This is a genomic window from Streptomyces sp. NPDC055254, assembly GCF_053606025.1.
Window position 1 is genome coordinate 18,793 of record NZ_JBSGQV010000042.1, and the last position, 17,107, is coordinate 35,899.

The 17,107-nt window shown below is 69.3% G+C and carries 20 protein-coding genes and 1 pseudogene; 8 read left to right on the forward strand and 13 right to left on the reverse strand.

Annotation, left to right across the window (positions count from 1 at the left end; all coding sequences use genetic code 11):
* The first annotated feature begins 487 nt into the window (after positions 1–487).
* The 3 genes from ACWFQ8_RS28385 to ACWFQ8_RS28395 are packed head-to-tail and all read left to right on the forward strand — an operon-like array spanning position 488 to position 4,685.
* Positions 488–1,657: a tyrosine-type recombinase/integrase gene (locus tag ACWFQ8_RS28385; protein WP_383981771.1), complete on the forward strand. Its 1,170-nt coding sequence runs from the start codon at positions 488–490 to the stop codon at positions 1,655–1,657.
* Complete coding sequence (locus ACWFQ8_RS28390; RefSeq protein WP_383805142.1) at positions 1,654–4,140, forward strand: tyrosine-type recombinase/integrase; 2,487 nt, start codon at positions 1,654–1,656, stop codon at positions 4,138–4,140. Before ACWFQ8_RS28385 ends, ACWFQ8_RS28390 begins: the two co-directional genes overlap by 4 nt.
* Complete coding sequence (locus ACWFQ8_RS28395; protein WP_383805144.1) at positions 4,137–4,685, forward strand: hypothetical protein; 549 nt, start codon at positions 4,137–4,139, stop codon at positions 4,683–4,685. The genes ACWFQ8_RS28390 and ACWFQ8_RS28395 overlap by 4 nt, the downstream gene beginning before the upstream one ends.
* A gap of 160 nt (positions 4,686–4,845) precedes the next feature.
* Here ACWFQ8_RS28395 and ACWFQ8_RS28400 read toward each other — a convergent pair whose 3' ends face one another.
* Positions 4,846–6,351 (reverse strand): SulP family inorganic anion transporter, encoded by a 1,506-nt coding sequence (locus ACWFQ8_RS28400; RefSeq protein ID WP_383805146.1) that lies wholly within the window; start codon positions 6,349–6,351, stop codon positions 4,846–4,848.
* 400 nt (positions 6,352–6,751) lie between these two features.
* On the opposite strand from ACWFQ8_RS28400, the gene ACWFQ8_RS28405 reads away from it, so the two are divergent.
* Positions 6,752–7,165 (forward strand): MerR family transcriptional regulator, encoded by a 414-nt coding sequence (locus ACWFQ8_RS28405; protein WP_383805147.1) that lies wholly within the window; start codon positions 6,752–6,754, stop codon positions 7,163–7,165.
* Between the two features lie 224 nt (positions 7,166–7,389).
* On the opposite strand, the gene ACWFQ8_RS28410 is transcribed toward ACWFQ8_RS28405, so the two are convergent.
* Both ACWFQ8_RS28410 and ACWFQ8_RS28415 read right to left on the reverse strand, forming a co-directional pair.
* A complete protein-coding gene (locus ACWFQ8_RS28410; protein ID WP_453789128.1) occupies positions 7,390–7,581 on the reverse strand; it encodes a hypothetical protein in 192 nt (63 codons plus the stop codon).
* 182 nt (positions 7,582–7,763) lie between these two features.
* Positions 7,764–7,886: pseudogene (locus ACWFQ8_RS28415) on the reverse strand (pRL2-8); the annotation flags it as partial.
* Here ACWFQ8_RS28415 and ACWFQ8_RS28420 point away from each other — a divergent pair.
* The 3 genes from ACWFQ8_RS28420 to ACWFQ8_RS28430 are packed head-to-tail and all read left to right on the forward strand — an operon-like array spanning position 7,836 to position 9,377.
* Positions 7,836–8,036: a sigma factor-like helix-turn-helix DNA-binding protein gene (locus tag ACWFQ8_RS28420; protein WP_453789129.1), complete on the forward strand. Its 201-nt coding sequence runs from the start codon at positions 7,836–7,838 to the stop codon at positions 8,034–8,036. The pseudogene ACWFQ8_RS28415 and the gene ACWFQ8_RS28420 sit on opposite strands and share 51 nt — an antisense overlap.
* A 5-nt stretch (positions 8,037–8,041) precedes the next feature.
* Positions 8,042–8,866, forward strand: a complete 825-nt coding sequence (locus tag ACWFQ8_RS28425) for a hypothetical protein (protein WP_453789130.1) — start codon at positions 8,042–8,044, stop codon at positions 8,864–8,866.
* A 1-nt stretch (position 8,867) separates the two neighbouring features.
* Positions 8,868–9,377 carry a hypothetical protein gene (locus ACWFQ8_RS28430; RefSeq protein ID WP_453789131.1) on the forward strand — a complete coding sequence of 170 codons (510 nt, stop codon included), beginning with the start codon at positions 8,868–8,870 and terminating at the stop codon, positions 9,375–9,377.
* Here the strand turns inward: ACWFQ8_RS28430 and ACWFQ8_RS28435 are convergent.
* Both ACWFQ8_RS28435 and ACWFQ8_RS28440 read right to left on the reverse strand, forming a co-directional pair.
* Entirely contained in the window at positions 9,374–9,904 is a 531-nt protein-coding gene (locus ACWFQ8_RS28435; protein WP_453789132.1) for a hypothetical protein, read from the reverse strand. The two genes, ACWFQ8_RS28430 and ACWFQ8_RS28435, sit on opposite strands and share 4 nt — an antisense overlap.
* A gap of 120 nt (positions 9,905–10,024) precedes the next feature.
* A complete protein-coding gene (locus ACWFQ8_RS28440) occupies positions 10,025–10,570 on the reverse strand; it encodes a DUF3885 domain-containing protein (RefSeq protein WP_453789133.1) in 546 nt (181 codons plus the stop codon).
* A gap of 256 nt (positions 10,571–10,826) precedes the next feature.
* Here ACWFQ8_RS28440 and ACWFQ8_RS28445 point away from each other — a divergent pair, with 256 nt between their 5' ends.
* Positions 10,827–11,444 (forward strand): DUF6000 family protein, encoded by a 618-nt coding sequence (locus ACWFQ8_RS28445; RefSeq protein ID WP_453789164.1) that lies wholly within the window; start codon positions 10,827–10,829, stop codon positions 11,442–11,444.
* A 55-nt stretch (positions 11,445–11,499) separates the two neighbouring features.
* Here ACWFQ8_RS28445 and ACWFQ8_RS28450 read toward each other — a convergent pair whose 3' ends face one another.
* The 8 genes from ACWFQ8_RS28450 to ACWFQ8_RS28485 all read right to left on the reverse strand — a co-directional run bounded on the left by ACWFQ8_RS28450 (position 11,500) and on the right by ACWFQ8_RS28485 (position 17,099).
* Positions 11,500–11,892: a hypothetical protein gene (locus ACWFQ8_RS28450; protein WP_453789134.1), complete on the reverse strand. Its 393-nt coding sequence runs from the start codon at positions 11,890–11,892 to the stop codon at positions 11,500–11,502.
* Between the two features lie 139 nt (positions 11,893–12,031).
* A complete protein-coding gene (locus tag ACWFQ8_RS28455) occupies positions 12,032–12,250 on the reverse strand; it encodes a hypothetical protein (protein WP_453789135.1) in 219 nt (72 codons plus the stop codon).
* 116 nt (positions 12,251–12,366) lie between these two features.
* Positions 12,367–13,182 carry a hypothetical protein gene (locus ACWFQ8_RS28460; protein ID WP_453789136.1) on the reverse strand — a complete coding sequence of 272 codons (816 nt, stop codon included), beginning with the start codon at positions 13,180–13,182 and terminating at the stop codon, positions 12,367–12,369.
* 116 nt (positions 13,183–13,298) lie between these two features.
* Positions 13,299–13,844 (reverse strand): DUF6197 family protein, encoded by a 546-nt coding sequence (locus ACWFQ8_RS28465; RefSeq protein WP_453789137.1) that lies wholly within the window; start codon positions 13,842–13,844, stop codon positions 13,299–13,301.
* A 94-nt stretch (positions 13,845–13,938) separates the two neighbouring features.
* Entirely contained in the window at positions 13,939–14,082 is a 144-nt protein-coding gene (locus tag ACWFQ8_RS28470) for a hypothetical protein (RefSeq protein ID WP_158071272.1), read from the reverse strand.
* A 101-nt stretch (positions 14,083–14,183) separates the two neighbouring features.
* On the reverse strand, positions 14,184–14,372 hold the full coding sequence (locus ACWFQ8_RS28475; RefSeq protein WP_453789138.1) for a hypothetical protein: 189 nt from the start codon (positions 14,370–14,372) through the stop codon (positions 14,184–14,186).
* A gap of 83 nt (positions 14,373–14,455) precedes the next feature.
* Positions 14,456–16,603: a chromosome segregation protein ParM gene (locus tag ACWFQ8_RS28480; RefSeq protein WP_453789139.1), complete on the reverse strand. Its 2,148-nt coding sequence runs from the start codon at positions 16,601–16,603 to the stop codon at positions 14,456–14,458.
* A 79-nt stretch (positions 16,604–16,682) separates the two neighbouring features.
* Complete coding sequence (locus ACWFQ8_RS28485) at positions 16,683–17,099, reverse strand: conjugal transfer protein TraB (protein ID WP_453789140.1); 417 nt, start codon at positions 17,097–17,099, stop codon at positions 16,683–16,685.
* Positions 17,100–17,107: the final 8 nt, after the last annotated feature.

A 17,107-nucleotide genomic window follows, 5' to 3' on the forward strand; every position in this document is an offset into this window, starting at 1 on the left:
CTCGGCTGCGTAGGCCATTCTGACCGCGCCGGCAGACCATCGTTCGGCCGCCATAGGGCTGATACCGAGCAGCCGTTGCAGCACAGCTGGCGGCATCTGTGGCAGGTCAGACCACCCAGCGAAACGGACCCTGACGGTGGAGACCGTAGCTCCACTTCGTCCAGCGCCAGGGAATACGGCGCCTCCCCCTCGTGCATCTGATGCAATTCCCCGGGGTCGACGCCGCCCGGGACGCGGCGGTCGGCGATGTAGTGGCTGATGCCCGACAGGGCGAGCACGGCCGCGGCGGCGCCGGGTGCAGCCGGATGCCCAGGACGCGGGCGCCGGCCCCGACCACGACGGCCTGCGTGGCGGTGTAGGTCAGGCAGTTCCCTTGGGTTCCAGTAGGTGTCGTGCACTGTCGTGTCACTCCGGGCGGTGAACCTGTGCCCGACAGTTCCCGAACCGGTGTCGCGGACGTCGCAGTTGTTGCTGAGATGCGGCCGTGATGGAGAACAGGCAGCTGCGGCTGCGGCCCTTTTTGGTGCGGATGCCTTCGGGGGACCGGTACTGGACGGTGCTGAACGAGGACGAGCTGGTCCCGGTCGCCGAGGTGGACGAGTTCCTGCGGCACGTGCGTTTCGGCCGGGACCAGGCCGAAACGACAACCGCGACGTACGCGGGCGCGATGAAGTTGTTCCTGACCTGGTGTGCTCACTCCGGCCGGGACTGGCGGGAGTGCGCCGGCCGGCTCGGATCGTTCATGCTCTGGCTTCGGCATGCTCGGTTGGACGGCGGCACCGTGGTCGCCGGTCCGGGATGCCGGCCGGTGCGGGGCCCGCGTCGGGTGAACACGGTCTTGGCCGCGGTACGGGAGTTCCTCAAGCACCAGGTGGCCGTGGGAAACGCCCCGACGGCGGTGCTGGGCATGCTCTACGACGTGGCTGATGATCGTGGCCTTCCTGTCGAGGTTCGGGGTGAGGCGGTCAGGCCCGGCTACTACGCCAGGGCCCGGCACCGGGCGGCGGTGCCGGACGAGCCGGTTGACCGTGCCAGCGACGAGGAGGTGCTGGCTCTGTTACGGGCCTGTCGGACAGCACGGGATCGGCTGATCGTGCTGCTCATGGCACGGGCCGGGCTACGCCGCGGGGAAGCGGCGGGGCTGCGTCGCGAGGACATCCACTTCCTCGTCGATGCCCGGCATCTGGGGTGCGCGGTGCCGGGTTCGCACCTGCACGTGGTGCGCCGGGACAACGGCTCGGGTGCGTGGGCAAAGTCGCGGCGGTCTCGGGCGGTGCCGGTGGACTTCCTGCTGGTGCAGGCGTTCGATCAGTACGCGGTCGAGCGTGCGAGGTGTGCGGAGGCAGTACTGGGCGACGTGGTGCTGGTGAACCTGGCCCGGCCACCGGTCGGTGCGCCGATGAAGCCCGGCGCAGTCAACGAGTTGCTCGTGCGGTTGTCGGAGCGGGCCGGGCTGGAACGGGTCGTCCATCCGCACGCCCTGCGGCACGCCTTCGCCACCAACGTGGTCGAGGCCGGCGGAGCCATTGACGAGGTGCAGCAGCTCCTGGGCCACGCCTCGGTGATCAGCACCCAGGTCTATCTCCACCCCTCGCCGCAGCGACTGCGGGCCGCGGTCGAACGCGTGGGTTCGCTCATCGAGGAGGTGCGTCGGTGAACGGGGAGCTCGCGCTGGCACCGCCTGCGGACAGCGGACGGGATCCGGCGCAGGCCGAGCGGCTGTTCTCGCTGGTGCGTCCGGATTTCCTGGCGGGGCTGGGCTGGGACGAGGAACTGCGGATCGCGCGGCCGTCGCCCGATCACCCTCTGATCGGCTACCGGTCCTGCGTCGTGCGGAACTGCGTCTCGCCCGCGCACATCGCCGGCGGCGCTCCGTTGTGTCCCACCTGCCGAAAGCGGTGGCTGGCCGGCGGCGAGCCGCTGGAGGATTTCCTGGCTACTGCGGTGCGGATCTTCACGGGCACGGACGGGGCCTGCACGGTGCCCGGCTGCGCACGGGTGTGGAGGTCGTACGACACGCCCGTCTGCCTCAGTCACATGGAGCAGAAGTACCGCCTCGGCATCGGATCGATCGAGGAGTTCGTCGTCGATCCGCGTGTGAAGCCGAAGCCGGCGCTGGAGCCGTGCGGCGTGGTGGCCTGCCACCGGCAGAGCAAGGACTACCAGGGCGGGTTCTGCTCGGGGCATCGGTGGAGCTGGAACGAAGCCCGCAGGAAGGACCCGGGCATCGATGCCGACTTGTGGCGCCGCACCACGGCCTCGGTGCGCGACGGCACCTTGATCAGCTTTCGGGGCCTGCCGGATCTGGTCGTTGCCGAAATCCTCTTCGGGACCCAGCAACGGCTGGACCGGCACGTGCGCCTGCTGCACAACGCGTTCAAGCTCCTGTGCGACACCGCCCTCGCCCAGCAGGTCAGTAGCCTGAGCCGGCTGGTGGTCGAGCGGAACACCCGCCTGGCGGGGATCTGGAAGATCATGACCTGCGACATCCGTGTGGGGCTGGCCACCCCGGAGCTGGAACAGCTCAAGGACGTCTGGGACGCGGAAGTATTCGGGCTGGGACGGGGCCGCACCATGAACTTCACCGGCCTGCACCAGGAGTGGCTGCGGCGAGCGGCCAAGGCGTGGGTCATGGACGCGATCCCCCGCCGCTACGGCCGCAACATCCCCAACTCGCTCATGAGCATGGTCGTCTGCCTGGAACGCCTCTCCGACAGCCTGAACATCAACCGCGAGGACCACGGCCATGTACCCGAGCTGCTGCGGCGCTCCGACATCGAGGTGTTCCAGCAACGCCTGGCCTACCTGGAGCGAACCGGGCAGGTCAGCGCGAACCTGCGGGTGACGATCTGCCGCTGGTGCGCCCGCTTCCTCCGGGAGATCCGCGAGATGGGCCTGACCCGGCCGGCCCAGATGCTGGCCGGGCTGCCGGACGACTTCTCCTTCCGCAAGGGCGACATCCCCAGCCCTCCCCAGGTCGAGGGCGGCGGCAGGGCTCTGCCCCGCGAGATCCTGACCAAGCTGTGCGAGCGGCTCGACTCGCTGGAGACCAGCCGCCGCAACGGCCGGCTCGGCGTTCCCGCCGGGGGCCGACACGCCAGAATCGCGGTCGAGATCCTCATCGACACCGGCCGCCGCCCGGACGAAGTGCAGAAGCTCCCCTGGGACTGCCTGGAGACCGACGAGGACGGCAAGCACGTCCTGGTCTACACGGACTTCAAGAACAACCGGCTCCGATGCCGGCTGCCGATCCCGGACACCACCGCCGCGCTGATCCGCGAACAGCGAGACCGCGTGCGCGCCCGCTTCCCGCAGACCCCAACCGGCCGGCTCGCCCTGTTCCCGAACCCGAACTTCAACCCGGACGGCACCAACCCCTACCGGTCGATGTTCCTCAGCCAGCTCCACCGCGAATGGGTGCGGACCATGCCCGCCCTGCTGACCGTCGTGGGTGAGGAGTTCGACAAGTCGCGGATCACCCTCTATTGCTACCGGCACAGCTACGCGCAGCGGCACGCCGACGCCGGAACGCCGGTGGACGTGCTGCGGGAGCTCATGGGTCACAAGACTCTGGGCACCACGCAGACCTACTACCGGGTGACGGAGAAACGCACCCGCCGAGCGGTCGACCGTCTGGTCACCCTCCAGTTCGACCGGCACGGAGGGCGGCTGTGGGACCAGGCCAAGGCGCTGCTGGACCACGAACATGCCCGGATGCGCGTTGGGCAGGTCGCCGTTCCCTTCGGGATCTGCGCCGAGCCCAGCAACGTCAAGGCCGGCGGGCACGCCTGCCCGTTCAGGTTCCGCTGCCTGGGCTGTGACCACTTCCGCACCGACCCGTCCTACCTGCCGGACCTTCGGGCCTACCTCGACACCCTGCTCCGTGACCGGGAACGCCTGGCCGCCGCCGGTGAGCTCGACGACTGGGCCCGCGCGGAGGCGACCCCCTCCGAGGAGGAGATCACCCGCCTGCGGAGCCTGATCCGCCGGGTCGAGAACAACCTGGACGCCCTCACCGCGGAGGACCGCGAGGAGATCCGCCGGGCCACCGCGATCCTGCGCAAATCCCGCACGGTCCAGCTCGGGATGCCGACCGTACGGCCCGCAGCGGGCGACATCCGGATCGGACGTGACCAGTGAATCGTCGTCCGCTACCAGCGGATCAGCTCGCGAAAGCGCGCGCCGACGACTCGGCCCGCAGACGCCGCCGCGTCCTGGCCGCCCTCGACGACCTGACCCGCGACGGCCTGACGATCACTGTCTCCGCCGTCGCACGGCTGGCCAACGTGCACCGCAGCCTGATCTACCGACACAGCGATCTCCACGCCGCTGTCCTGGCGCGTGCCGCGCAGCCGCAGGAGGGCTCCACGGGCCCCATGGTCAGCTGGCGGTCGCTTCTGGCCGACCTCTCCAACCTCACCGACCGCAGCACTCGCCAGGCCCAGCACATTGTCCAACTCGAACGACGGCTGTCCCACGCGCTCGGCCAGGACGCCTGGCGCGCCACCGGGCTTGGAGCCCCCACCGACATCGACGCCCTTCAGAAGAGGATCGCCCATCTCGAACAACAGGTAGCCGATCTTGCAGCGCAGCTCGGTGAACGCGACGAGGACCTGGTGGCCGCTCGGGCAACCAACCGCGAATTGATGAACCAGCTCAACAACCGCCCTCAGCGGCATCGCTGACCTGCCTAGCCGGGGTCCTGTCCATGTGGATCAGGGGTCTGCTGGCCGTTGGCGACGCATTTCCGGCTGCCGTCGCTCTCGGCTCCGTGCACCTCCAGCTGGCACACGGCGAAGGACCCCGGATGGCAGCCGGGGTCCTTCGGGTTGCACGCGGCGAGCGTCAGTGGCTGGTGAGTTCGCCGGTGAGTTTGCCGTGGAGGTCAGCGCTGGGGTCGTTCAGGCCGATGATCTCGACGGTCTTGCCGCGTTGGGCGTACTTGGTCTCGATGGCGTCGAGCGCGGCGACCGAGGAGGCGTCCCAGATGTGGGCGGCGGACAGGTCGATGACGACCTTGTCGGGGTCGGTGGCGTAGTTGAACTGGCCGACGAGGTCGTTGGAGGAGGCGAAGAACAGCTCGCCGGTCACGGAGTACACCACCGTGCTGCCGTCGGGGTCGGTGACCGGGGTGACGTTGGCGAGGTGGGCGACGCGCTTGGCGAAGATGACCATCGCGGTGACGGAGCCGACGACGACGCCGATGGCGAGGTTGTCGGTGGCGACCACGCAGATCACGGTGATGACCATGACGGCGATCTCACCGGCCGGCATCCGCTTCAATGTCTTGGGGGCGATGGAGTGCCAGTCGAACGTCGCGAAGGACACCATGACCATGACGGCGACCAGGGCGGCCATGGGGATGTCGGAGACGACCGGGCCGAAGACGATGCACAGCACCATCAGGAACACGCCGGCCAGGAAGGTCGACAGGCGGGTGCGGGCTCTGGACACCTTCACGTTGATCATCGTCTGGCCGATCATGGCGCAGCCGCCCATGCCGCCGAAGAAGCCGGTGACGATGTTGGCGATGCCCTGTCCGACCGATTCGCGGGTCTTGGAGGAGTGGGTGTCGGTGATCTCGTCGACCAGCTTGGCCGTCATCAGGGACTCCATCAGGCCGACCAGCGCCATCGCGAAGGCGTAGGGGGCGATGGTGGTCAGGGTGTCCATCGTGAACGGCACGTCCGGCAGGCCGGGCACCGGAAGCGAGGACGGCAGGGCGCCCTTGTCGCCGACGGTCGGCACGGCGATCGCGGCGGCGACGGTGATGACGGTCAGGATGACGATGGAGACCAGCGGCGCCGGGATCACCGTGGTGACCTTCGGGAAGAACACCATCAGCGCGAGGCCGCCGATGATCAGCGGGTACACGGCCCACGGAACGTCGTGCATTTCGGGGACCTGAGCCATGAAGATCAGGATGGCGAGGGCGTTGACGAAGCCGACCATCACCGAGCGCGGCACGAACCTCATCAGCTTCGCCACCCCCAGCGCGCCGAGCGCGACCTGGATGACGCCGGCCAGGATGACCGCCGCGACCAGGTAACCGAAGCCGTGCTCCCGGTTCAGCGGGGCGATCACGAGGGCGACGGCGCCGGTGGCGGCGGAGATCATCGCCCGGCGTCCGCCGACGATTGAAATGACCACGGCCATGGTGAACGAGGCGAACAGGCCGACCGCCGGGTCGACCCCGGCGATGATCGAGAACGAGATCGCCTCCGGGATCAGCGCGAGCGCGACGACCAGGCCGGCCAGCACCTCGGTGCGCCAGACCTTCGGGTTATTCAGCCAGTCGGGGCGCAGGCCACGCAGCCGCGCGGCCGGGGACGTCAGGGAAGCAGAAGACAAGGGATCGGGTACCTGTCGTGCTCGGGCACACCCCACGGGCAGGTTGGGGCGGGCGGGAGAACGCGGAGGGGCCGGACCGGCACTCCGCGGACGGCCCGCCAGGAGCGGGCCGGAAGTGGAAGGGAGGCGGAGCGGAGCCTGCGCGGGCGCGCGGCCGGGCTCACGCCTGGAGGCGAAGCGTCACGGCGGGCAGGCGGCGGCGATCGGCGTCATGGGCTCGCGCACGCTCTCTCCTGCAAGAATCGGATCTCCGCCGGGGGCGCCATCGGCCCCGACACGGCCATGCGGGGCAGCGCAGGCCGCCCTCGCCATCAGCAACTCTACCCTAACGTTAGAGTAGAGATCGGTAGGGCAGTGCTGAACGCTGCCTGCCACGACGAGAAGGGCCAGGACCACCGGCGTGGACGACAAGCACATGCAGATCGGCGAAGTCGCCGCGCGGACGGAACTGTCCCTGCGCACCATCCGGCACTACGAGGAGACCGGCCTGGTCACCCCGTCCGCCCGCTCCCAGGGCGGCTTCCGCCTCTACACCGAGACCGACGTCGCCCGCCTCATGGTCATCCGCCGCATGAAGCCGCTCGGCTTCACCCTCGACCAGATGCGCGACCTGCTGGAGGCCACCGACCGCCTCGACAACGACCCCGGCCTCGACACCGGCGAGCGCGAGACCCTGCTGAAGCGTGTGCGGGAGTACGAGCAGGCCGCCACCGAGCAGGTCGACAAGCTCCGCGTCCAGCTGGCCCGCGCCGAGGACTTCGCCGCCACCCTGGGTGCCCGCCTGGAGCAGAGCGTTCACGCTGTCCGCCGCTGAAACGCGTCCACCAGCTTCACCGACACGTCCACGAACAGGCCTGCCGACAGCTCCAGCCGCCGCACCTGCTGGAGCTTTCCCACCTCCGCGAGCAAGTTCTCCGGGCCCGGCCACCGGGGCCTGCGGGGGGCTACCGAGAGGCCCTATGCGACATCTGTCGCACATCGATCCGCCAGTCCGAGGGGGCCACTGGCCAGTTGGGACACCGATTCGCCGACACACACTTACGCAGCCAGCCCAACAGAAGAAACGTGCCAGGCGCACGCCTTGATCCCATCGCGGGTGCCGTGCGCGACGGGTTCCGCGTCCGGGTCGGCGGCGGGCATCAGGACCGGCTTGGCGTCGGTGGCGGCCTTGACCCGGGCGCAGTGGTCGTTCTGGACCCAGTTTGTCGCTGCTTTCTTGGCGTGTCTCACATTCCTCGACTCCCGTTGATCAGGCGTGGGGGTAGCGGTTGATGAGGATCGTGTCGCGGACCTACCGTGCCGACGCATGTTGGTGCACTTCTTCTCTGCCGAGGGCTGGCAGTCCTGGGGGCTCGATGGCGAGCCGTTGATCCCCGAGCGGATGCCGGTGCTGTTCGACGACGACTTCCTGTGTGGTCCACGCACGCGGGGCAGTCCTCGCGCGGACCGAGGTGCGCGTGGGCCTCGCGGCCGGCGTAGGCGTGGTGCCAGCACTGCCGGCACTCGCCCCAGCGCGGGTTGTTGGCGGTGGCCACGGCTACCACCAACCCGAGCTCTTCTTGGCGGCCTTGGTCTTGGGCCTCTCGCACGACCGCATCGCCCGCCGCCTGGGCAAGACCCGCCAGGCCGTCCAGCAGAACATCCACCGCGGTGCCGACCGCCTCCGTCTCGCCGTGGCCCGGTGATCGCCGTGGACGACGCGAAGCGCCACGGGTGGCCGTCATCACCGCGCAGGTCATGGGCCTTGACCCACGCGCGCGGGGCCATGACCTGGTTGCGGCAGTGGGTCGCCTCGCCCGCCGGGCGACGCATGGGCCTGGAAGCAATTCCCGACGACCCGGTGCACCCCCGCCGTTTGCGGCGGACGCTGTCTGTCGAGATGGCCGCCCGTCCCGATGGCCTGCTGGCCACCAAGGTTCACTTCAAGCATCTGCAGGTGGCGACCAGCGAGGGGTACGCAGGCCGGCCAGGCGGCGCCCAGGCCGTCTTCCACCGCGAGTGGAAGAAGGAGGAGGAGAAGGACAAGGTCAGGCGGACCATCGAGGCGTACCGGCAGTTCGAACAGGGGCAGCTGCCTGCGGGCCCTGGAGCCGACTCCCTCATGGCCGCATTACGCTCCGTCGAAAGTGAGCTCGCCGACCATGAGCCGAGCCCGGCGAAGGTCGTCACCGACCGGCAGATCGAACTGCTGTTGAAGAAGAAGGCATCGGTGTTGCACCTGTCCGTGGCGAACTACTGCTGGTTCGAGGACCCGGCGAAAGCCTTGTGTCTCAAACTCGCCGGCACGCGGTCCGCGGCAGCTCCGCTGACCGGGCTGTATGACAGCTCCCGCTGCCCGCAAGCCACCCACCACCACCTTCACCGCCATGTCTGGCAGACCTCGGCTGACAACGGCGCCGTCCTGCTGGCCAGCCCGCGCATCCCGGCCCAGGAAAGGGACCGGCTGCGAGCCGAACACGAGCGGCCGATGCGAGTTCTCGAAGAGATCGACACGGCAGCCGGAAAGGCCGGATGACATGGCACTCAGTCACCAGCAGCGCGACCAGATTGAACGGCGCGTCCGCGCGGCCATCGACCGGCTGCTGGCTGGGCAGATCCCGCCCGGTGGCGCCTGCGACGTCAAGACGCTCGCCCGTGAGGCGGGCGTCTCCGGCGCATCCCTCTACCGAACCTGGGGCCACCTCAAGGACGAGTTCGAGAAGCGAAGGGCAGCTGCCTGGGCGGCAGGCCGACAGCCCGACCCGCGCGAGGCCCGCATCGCACGGCTGCGTGACCTCAACCAGCGGATCACCGGCAAACTCGCCCGCACCCACCAGGAGCTTGCGCAGCTCAAGGAGCGCCACGGCACCTGCTATCGGTTTTGGCGGCCAAAGACGACGAAGTCCAGCGGCTTCGGCGTCAGCTCAGTACGTCCGCTGCGGTCCCGGATCAAAGGCAGGGGGACGATGCCAAGAGCATCGTTCCCCTGCCCCGCCGTTGACCTGCGCCAGAAGGGGAAGAACGGACGGGCCTGGCCTCCATCCTAGAGATCGCGGAGGGTCCGGCTCGTCAGCGCGGCCACAGAGGTGATTGCCATGATTGCCGCCGCGATCGCGAAGGAGGCAGTGAGCCAGCCGGCTTCGATGCTCCAGCCGGTGGACAGCTGGCCGAGGGGCTGGAGACTGAGGCCCGCGAACACCAGAAGGGACATGACCCGGCCGAGCATGGCGCTCGGGGTGGCCCGCTGAATGATGGACATGTAGATCACGACGGCAATGCCGTTCAGGAACCCCATGACCACGAGGCAGGCAGCGCCTACCGGTAGGGGGCTGACTGGGAGAGCGGCCAGGAGGGGTGCCTGGAGCAGGTGGAGGATGAGCACGGATCTTGCCGGCCCGAGTCGCCCGGGCCGGACCCGGGGAGCGAGCCACGCTCCGATGACGGACCCTCCGCCGAAGCTGGCGAAGAGCACACCGAGGGCTGTTCCGCCGCCCAGGTCTTGGGCGATGGCCGGCAGGCCGACGGACAGCTGGCCGGCGGTGACGAAGTCCATGACAGCGTCGATACCGATCAAGAAGCTGGAGGGTGATGCACCCGCCCGCCTCGTGGCCGTCGCCACCAGGGAACTCGTGGAGCCTCTCAACCCGGTACTTGGGGTGCAGACCGTTCTGAGCGGGGCGGCGATCCGAGCCGGTCAGAGACCCGAGGGATGACTGGAAAGCCAGTCGGCATGCCGATCGCGCATCTGGTCCCGCTCGTCGGATGTGGTGAGGAAGACGTCGGCGCCACCGTCGTAGGGGTGGTGGATGCGCTGCATGCGGGTATCGGTGATGAGGATTCCGGCCACCTTGTCCTCGGCGGTATCTCGGAGCAAGTCGTCGACGCAGCCGCGCTGCCAGGGCCGGCGGGCGGCGAAGAGGTGGCAGTACGTGCGGAACTCAGGGTCGGGATCGTCCTCCACCAGCAAGCTCTGCCAATACCCCGTTCCGGGTTTCACTGACGGAACCTCGGCTTCAGTCGTCCAGGTCGGAGTGATGACGTACACGTCCGCACCAGCGAACAACTCATCAAGGACGGTGTTGTAACGCTCCAGGACGACGGTGTACTCGCTCTCGTCCTCGGGATACCGCTTCGACTCCGGCAGGCTGTGAAAACGTACCCAGACATCCCGATACGGGTCACGGAGCTTGTACCCAACCGGAGGGCAACTGGGCCAATGCTGCTGCCACAGCTCCGTCAAATCAGCCTGCCCGTCTCCAGACACCCGCCGCACTCGTCCCTCTCGCGTACCCACTTACCGACGACCATGATGCCGGGGCTCACCCATGAGAGAAACCGACTTCTCAGCTATCACTTCGCCGGCTGCTGACGTAGCCGGTCCGGTTGCGCTCGACGAAGTTCGTCCAGTCCGTCGCGCTGGCCCCGGTGAGGGCGGCGGACGAGCAGCGCAAGAATGGGATGGCCTCGTTTTGCACCAGCAAGGCAAGATCGGCCGTGTGATACGCGATCCTCGTGACGATGCCGAGTTGCTGGCCCTGGTTCGCCGGTATGTCACGCCCGAGCGGCGTTATCTCAAGCTCGGCGGCAGCTTGCTGCGCATGCAAAGTCCTGAGTGCGACCGATTCATGCGAGATCTCTGTGAAGACGCGGGACTCATCACCACAGATGAGATCGTCACTCTCCTTGAGGGCGGCTGGAGAGAGCGGAGAACTGCTGCTTGGCTCGTAGCTGTCTCCCGCCGGACCGAGTTCCGTGAGCGCCTCGGGGAACTCCTGCTGGCTAGCGAGGTCTGCTGTGCTGGGCTGGCCTATAGCGTGGCCCTGGCCAGTTTCGGAACGGCGCGCGACGCTGATCTGCTCGCCGCCTACCTTGATCGCTACCTCTGCCGCCCTGACCTCGCGTACGACCAGACCGTCGTCATGGGCGCTCTCCAGTTCATCGACCTGAACCTTGGAGGTGGTCAAGCCGACCGCTTCCGGGAACCGGGTGGCCTGTGGCAGCAGTGGCTCCAGGATGCACCTCACATGCAGGACGACTCGGACCCCATCCCCTTCTTCCTGAGCCTCATTCGCCGGCTTTGCGCGTTCGTCGACGAATGCGCCGAGGCGCTATGACTGCCCCTCTCTCGTGGTGGTCTCTCTGGACCATGGTCGCCGCCCGGGGGAGCGGTCAGATTGTGCGGGACGCGATGTAGTCGAGCCAGTCGCGTCTGGCGTATCCGGTCCAGCGGGTGGCGTTGCTGATGCTGGTGCCTGTGAAGTCGGCGAGGACGGACGCCGGCAGGTCTGTGGCCAGTGCGAGACGAGCATTGTTGCGGCCGGCGCGAGGCGCGATGCCGTGTCGGCGGAGTTTCAAATTGAGGTAGGTGGCTCCGAGAGGGCGGGCGGGCTCCTGGCCGGGGAACAGCCACGGTGTTGTGCTGGCTGCCTGATCGAGCTGCCAGCGTGCCTGGCACTGGTCGCGTTGCGCACGGACCAACCGGGCGACTTCGGGCGGCAGCGGGAGACGATGGCCTGCGAGGTTGAGCGCCACCATCGCGTTGTCGTCTATGACGTCGCGCACGGTGAGTTCGAGCAGTTTGGTGTGCTGCAGCCCGAAGAGGAGCGTCAGGGCACCAGCCGTACGAACATCGAGAGGCAGAGAATCGTCGCCGAGACACCGATGCAGCTGCTCGGCGGGCGCGGCGGGTGGTGCGGCTGGGTCATGCGGCGAGGCCGTGGGCCGTGCGTGTGGGCGGCGCGGGCGTGGTGTGGCCGGGCAGGGGCGTCTGCGGCTGCTGGGGGGCGCCGTGCAGGTGGGTGCCGATCAGGTAGCCGATCAGTAGCCCGCTGATGCCGAAGACCTTGTGACGGTTGACCTTCCACCAGGTCGGGGCCAGAGGCTCGGTGAGCACGCCTATGACGGTCGGGGCTTTCGCCAAAACGGGATCTCCTTCTCGCTGGGCGGGGGTGGTGCGTGGCGGCCGGTCGGCCTGTCCGGCCCTCGCCCGGTCCCGCAGCTGCGGGGAGGGCGAGGACCAGGCGGAGCGACCGGGGGTCAGCGCTGGAACGGGTGGACGTTGTCGGGCGCGTCGTCGTCGGGCGCGGGGGCAGGAATGTGGATCTCGGGCCGGATCTCGATCTGGGGCTGGAAGGCCGGGGCGTGCAGGGCGGGCGGGGGGAAGTTGTTGATGACCGGTCGCAGGCTCAGGCCGCGCAGGGCGAGGGTGGAGGCGATGGTCCAGGCGAGGACGGCGATGGCAGTGGCGACGGTGCGCCCGTCGGCGGGGGTCGTGGTCCACACGACCGCGGCGGTCGCGGCGCCCCAGCAGGTCCATGTGAGGCGGGCGCCGGTGGCTCCGATGAAGCCGCCGATCAGGCCGAACAGGCCCGTGATCTGCCAGAAGGTGTAGATGGCGGCGCCGCTGACCGGAAGGCCGGCGGTGTGCTGGGCGATGTAGGTGCGGATCGGGTTGTCGACCACGCCCCAGAACTCGCTTGAGGCGCTGGTGCCGACCTGGGTGGCGGGCACGGCGTCGGCCAGGCGGTTGAGGGCGGCGTCGAAGATGTCCCCGGCGGTGTCGAGCAGGATGATGCCCGCGCACATCCCGGTGAGGATCATCAGGGCCTTGATCCAGTTGCTCATACCGTGCCAGCCGGCCTGCGGGACCTGGCGCAGTTCCTCCCACCGTCCGTGCAGGAAGCCGCCCTGCTCCCAGGAGGCATTCCACGCGGCGCGCAGCTGGGCGAGGTTGGTGCTGGGGTCCTTGTCCGGGCCGTTGGCCGGCTGCGGGGCCGCCTGGTCGAGCAGGTCGAGGAAGCTCGGGCTGTTCGGTACGTGCTGGCCGTTGACGGGCTTGTCGTCGGACTGCATGACGGGGCGCTCCCTTGATCGGGTTCGTGTGACGGGTGGTGGTGTGCAGGCCGGACGGCCTGGCCCGTACCCGACCGCGAGGGGTTCGGGTAGGAGGCAGGTGGTCCGGAGCGGGGTCAGAGGCCGCGGGCGTTGGCTAGGTCGGCGGCCTGGTCGAGCATCCGCATCGGCACGCGGCCGGAGCTGTGCGCGTCGTTGAAGGACGGCACGGAGTCGACGTCGGTGAACTTGCGGCGGATCGCGTCCATCAGGACCTCCAGGCCCCGCGATTCGAGGCTCTGGTCGCCACGGGCTTCGGCGTGGATCGCGCCGTACAGGCAGCGGGCGCCTTCCGCGTCGACCAGGGCGCCGGAGCACCAGCCGCCGGTGAGCAGCCGATGGTGCGCGCGCTGGAGGAGGGCCGCGACCGGGGTCGGGTAGGGCGTGGGCGGCTGGAGGGTCGGGGTGAGCGGGACGGTGAGGACGTCGGCCAGGTCGACGGGCTCGGTGGGGATGTGGGCCGTGTTGACCTCGTAGGCGACGGCCGCCCCTTCCAGTCGGACGGTCATCGCCGCGTTGATGAACGCCATGCGTTCCTCGAGGGACAGTTCCGCCGGTGGCGCGGTGGCTTGGGTGGTCGGGGCAGGGTGGGTTATGGCGGGGGAGGGGGCGGTGGTGGGCATCGGGGCTCCAGGCGGGGTACGCCGAAGGGCGCCGCCGGGGTGGTTCTTCGGCGGCGCCCTTCGGCGTCGTGCAGCGGGGGAGGGGAGGGGCGGGCTAGTCGGGGGTGTAGTTCAGCGCGCCGCAGTTCCAGCAGTCCCATTCGTCGGGGACTTCGACGAGGTCGCAGCAGTCGCACCCGTCGCCGTGCACGACGCAGTCCTCGTCGCAGCTCCAGCAGGTGTAGTGCAGGTGTGCCATGTCCTCGTCTCCCCCTGTGTGGTGGGTGGGGCCCGAGACGAGCATGCGGCAGATACCCGCGCGCTGGTGCGGCCTTGGCGGAACTGGCCGACGTACGGCGATCAGAAGCTGGTGACCAGTCCGGCCAGTGAGGCCAGGGCGCTGTTGATGGCCGGGGCGAGGCCGGTCGCGGCGAGAGTGAAGCCGAACAGCGTGCAGACGAGGGCGGAGCCGATACGGACGTGTCCGCCCTTGATCAGGACAACGACGTTGATGCACAGCAGCACGGTGACGGAGATGGACAGGGCCACGGCGGGGGCCTCCTTGATGGGATCGGATTGGGTGGGGGCCGGCCGTGCTCGGGCAGGCCGGCCCCACCGGGGTCGGGGTCGGGTCAGACGTTGTTGAGGCTCTTGATGGCCTCCAGCGCCTGGCGGGGCGAGGCGATCTGGGGCTTGGAACGGCTGCTGCCGGCCTTCGGCCCGCGTTTGCCGCCTCCGCCCGTGCCACCACCGCCGCCGCGACGGCGGGAGCCGCCGTCGTCGTCGCCGTCGTCGTGGGGCTCGGGCCAGAACTCGCCGGGGCGTACGGGTTCGTTCCAGTCGAACCACAGGCCGCGCTTGGTCAGCTCGCTGATCTCGTGGTTGGTGAGCTGGTTGACGACGTCGGGGAACAGCTCGGCGAGGTCGGTGTCGAAGTCCGCGTACAGCGACCGCATGAGGACGGCGCGACCGTTGTCCATGACCATGATGGCGACGCCGCCGGTGGAGACGCCGTTCTCCGGGTCGGCCTCGCCCTTCATGGCCCGCTCGATCGCGGAGCCTTCCTGCTGGGCGTAGCGGGCGGGGATGGTCGGGACGTCGTAGGCGTTCTCCATCGTGCCTTCCGCCGCCTTGCGGGTGGCGCCGGGCGAGCCCATGTTGAAGATGGTCGGCCGGCTGTTCTGGCGGAGGTTGTCCTTCATCTCGGTGGAGAACCCGTTGTGTGCGAACGGTGACTGCCCGGCGGGGTTGAAGCCGATGCCGTACTTGAGGCCGGTGACGGTGAGGTCGTCGCCGTCGGTCTGGATGAAGTCGCCGAAGGTCGCGTCCTGGGCCGCGGTCATGAACTCGTCCGCGAAGACGTTCAGCTGCCGGTAGGGGCAGCGGGGGTCGCCCGGCTTGTAGTCGTGCGGCTGGCCGTCGTGCGGCCAGGGCATGTCCGCGCGGATCTCGCATAGCGCCTTCGCCGCGCGCAGGGAGCGGGCCATCCACAGGGCGTTGGAGCCCTGCCGGTCGATGTACCGGCCCAGGACGGTGGTCTTCTCGTCCTTGCGGACGGTGGAGAGCCACACGACCTGGCCGGCGAGCGACATCGCGGCCATGTCGATCGCGAAGAACTGTGTCTTCCCGGACCGGGACACACCCAGGATCAGCCCGTGCCGGGCGGCGTTCTTGTCGTGCTGGAACACCATGTTCTTCACCGGTTGGCCGGTGATGGTGTACCCGCACACGTACATGCCTTTGGCGTCCGGGGTCAGCAGTTCGCGGGTGGCGGGGAAGATCGCGGACAGCGGGGGCTTGTCGAAGGCGCTGATGAGGAACTCGGTGCCGTCGATGAGGACGAAGACGCAGGAGTCGTCTTCGGGCAGGCCCAGGCCGCGGCAGACCTTGGCCAGGTCGATGCGCGGGGTGGTGGTGGCGTCGGCCATCTTCGCTCGGTAGAAGGTGACGCCGCGCTCCTCGTCACGGGTGCGGTGGACCAGTTCGGAGCCGGGGGCGCCGCCCTTGGGTCCGCCGACCTTGTCCGTCCAGCGCTCCTCGGGGGTCGGCTTGGTGCGGCGGCGCTGGTTGGCGTCGGGGGTGATGCGGGCCTCCAGCCAGCCCGGCCCGCCCTGGCGGCCGGGCTGGACCGCGACGTCCACGAGGACGACGTCGCTCGCGGGCACGCCGAACGGTGCGGCGACCGCGGTCTCGGACAGGCCGGTGATGGGCCGTCCCAGCTCCGACGCGCGCAGCAGGAGCGTCATGTCGTGCTGCATCCCGGGGTGCCGGGTGGCCTTGACGACGTGGGTGCGGGCCGGGCTTCCGGCCTGCTCCCACATCATCCGCGCGTCGCGGGTGAGCAGGTCGGCGCCGTCGTCGACCAGCTGCGGAGCCTCTTCCGCGACGATCTCGGGCGCCGGGTGCGGGGCGGGGGTGGCGAGGGCGGGGCGGTGGCGGCTGCGGGCGTGCCGGGAGAACGGCATCACCAGGTAGCCGGCGGCCGCCCATCCGGCGGCGAGCAGCCCGTCCATCCACCACGGTCCCCAGCCGGTGGTGGTCTTGGCGGTGACGTCGATGGCGGCGGCCAGGACCAGGGGGGACCAGCGCAGGATCTTGCGCCCGGCGCCGTGCGCGTCGCTCTTGGCGGCCAGGATCCAGCCGCCGATCCCGGCCGCGCCGGCCAGCTGCACGACCTGGTGGACGGAGTTGTCGGGGTAGACGTTGGGGGCCACGGCCAGCATGGGCGCGGCGAGGGTGTAGGCGAGGCGTTCGAGCACGACACTGCGCGGCGTGGACACTGGATTCTCCTTCGGGAACGGGGACGGGCGGCCCCGCGGTGTGCGGGGCCGCCCGTGGCTGGGTGGGGGAGGGGAGGGGTCAGCGGTTGAAGAAGCCCGGCCGGGGGGTCTTCTCGGGCCGGTTGGAGCGGATGTCGTCCAGCGCCCCGTACAGCCGGGAGTGGGTGTGCTTGGTCTCCCAGGTGAGGTCGGCGGTCTCCTGCGCGCTGTCGCACAGCCGCTTGACCTCCACGGCGGCGCCGCCCAGCGCGACCGAGACGAGGTTGGTCACTTCCACGAACTTGGCGTCCAGGTCGGCGTTCTCGATGTCGCCGGCGACGTCGTGGGTGTGGGCGGCGTTGGCCTTCATGCTGCGCCGCAGCGCCTCGAGTTCGAGGCCGGCGTCGTCCATGGCCTTGCCGAGCTTGTCCAGCTTGCTCTGGACGGACTTGTAGCGGTTGTCGCCGTCGGCCGGGGCCGCGGCCGTGCCGGTACTGCGGGGTGCGAGGTCGCTCATCAGCGGGT

Excerpts from the sequence above, each read along its gene's own strand:
- ACWFQ8_RS28470 (WP_158071272.1), bottom strand. The coding sequence starts at position 14,082 with ATGGCACACCTGCACTACACCTGCTGGAGCTGCGACGAGGACTGCGTC.
- ACWFQ8_RS28460 (WP_453789136.1), bottom strand. The coding sequence starts at position 13,182 with ATGCAGTCCGACGACAAGCCCGTCAACGGCCAGCACGTACCGAACAGC.
- ACWFQ8_RS28430 (WP_453789131.1), top strand. The coding sequence starts at position 8,868 with ATGGCACTCAGTCACCAGCAGCGCGACCAGATTGAACGGCGCGTCCGC.
- ACWFQ8_RS28485 (WP_453789140.1), bottom strand. The coding sequence starts at position 17,099 with ATGAGCGACCTCGCACCCCGCAGTACCGGCACGGCCGCGGCCCCGGCC.
- ACWFQ8_RS28385 (WP_383981771.1), top strand. The coding sequence starts at position 488 with ATGGAGAACAGGCAGCTGCGGCTGCGGCCCTTTTTGGTGCGGATGCCT.
- ACWFQ8_RS28465 (WP_453789137.1), bottom strand. The coding sequence starts at position 13,844 with ATGCCCACCACCGCCCCCTCCCCCGCCATAACCCACCCTGCCCCGACC.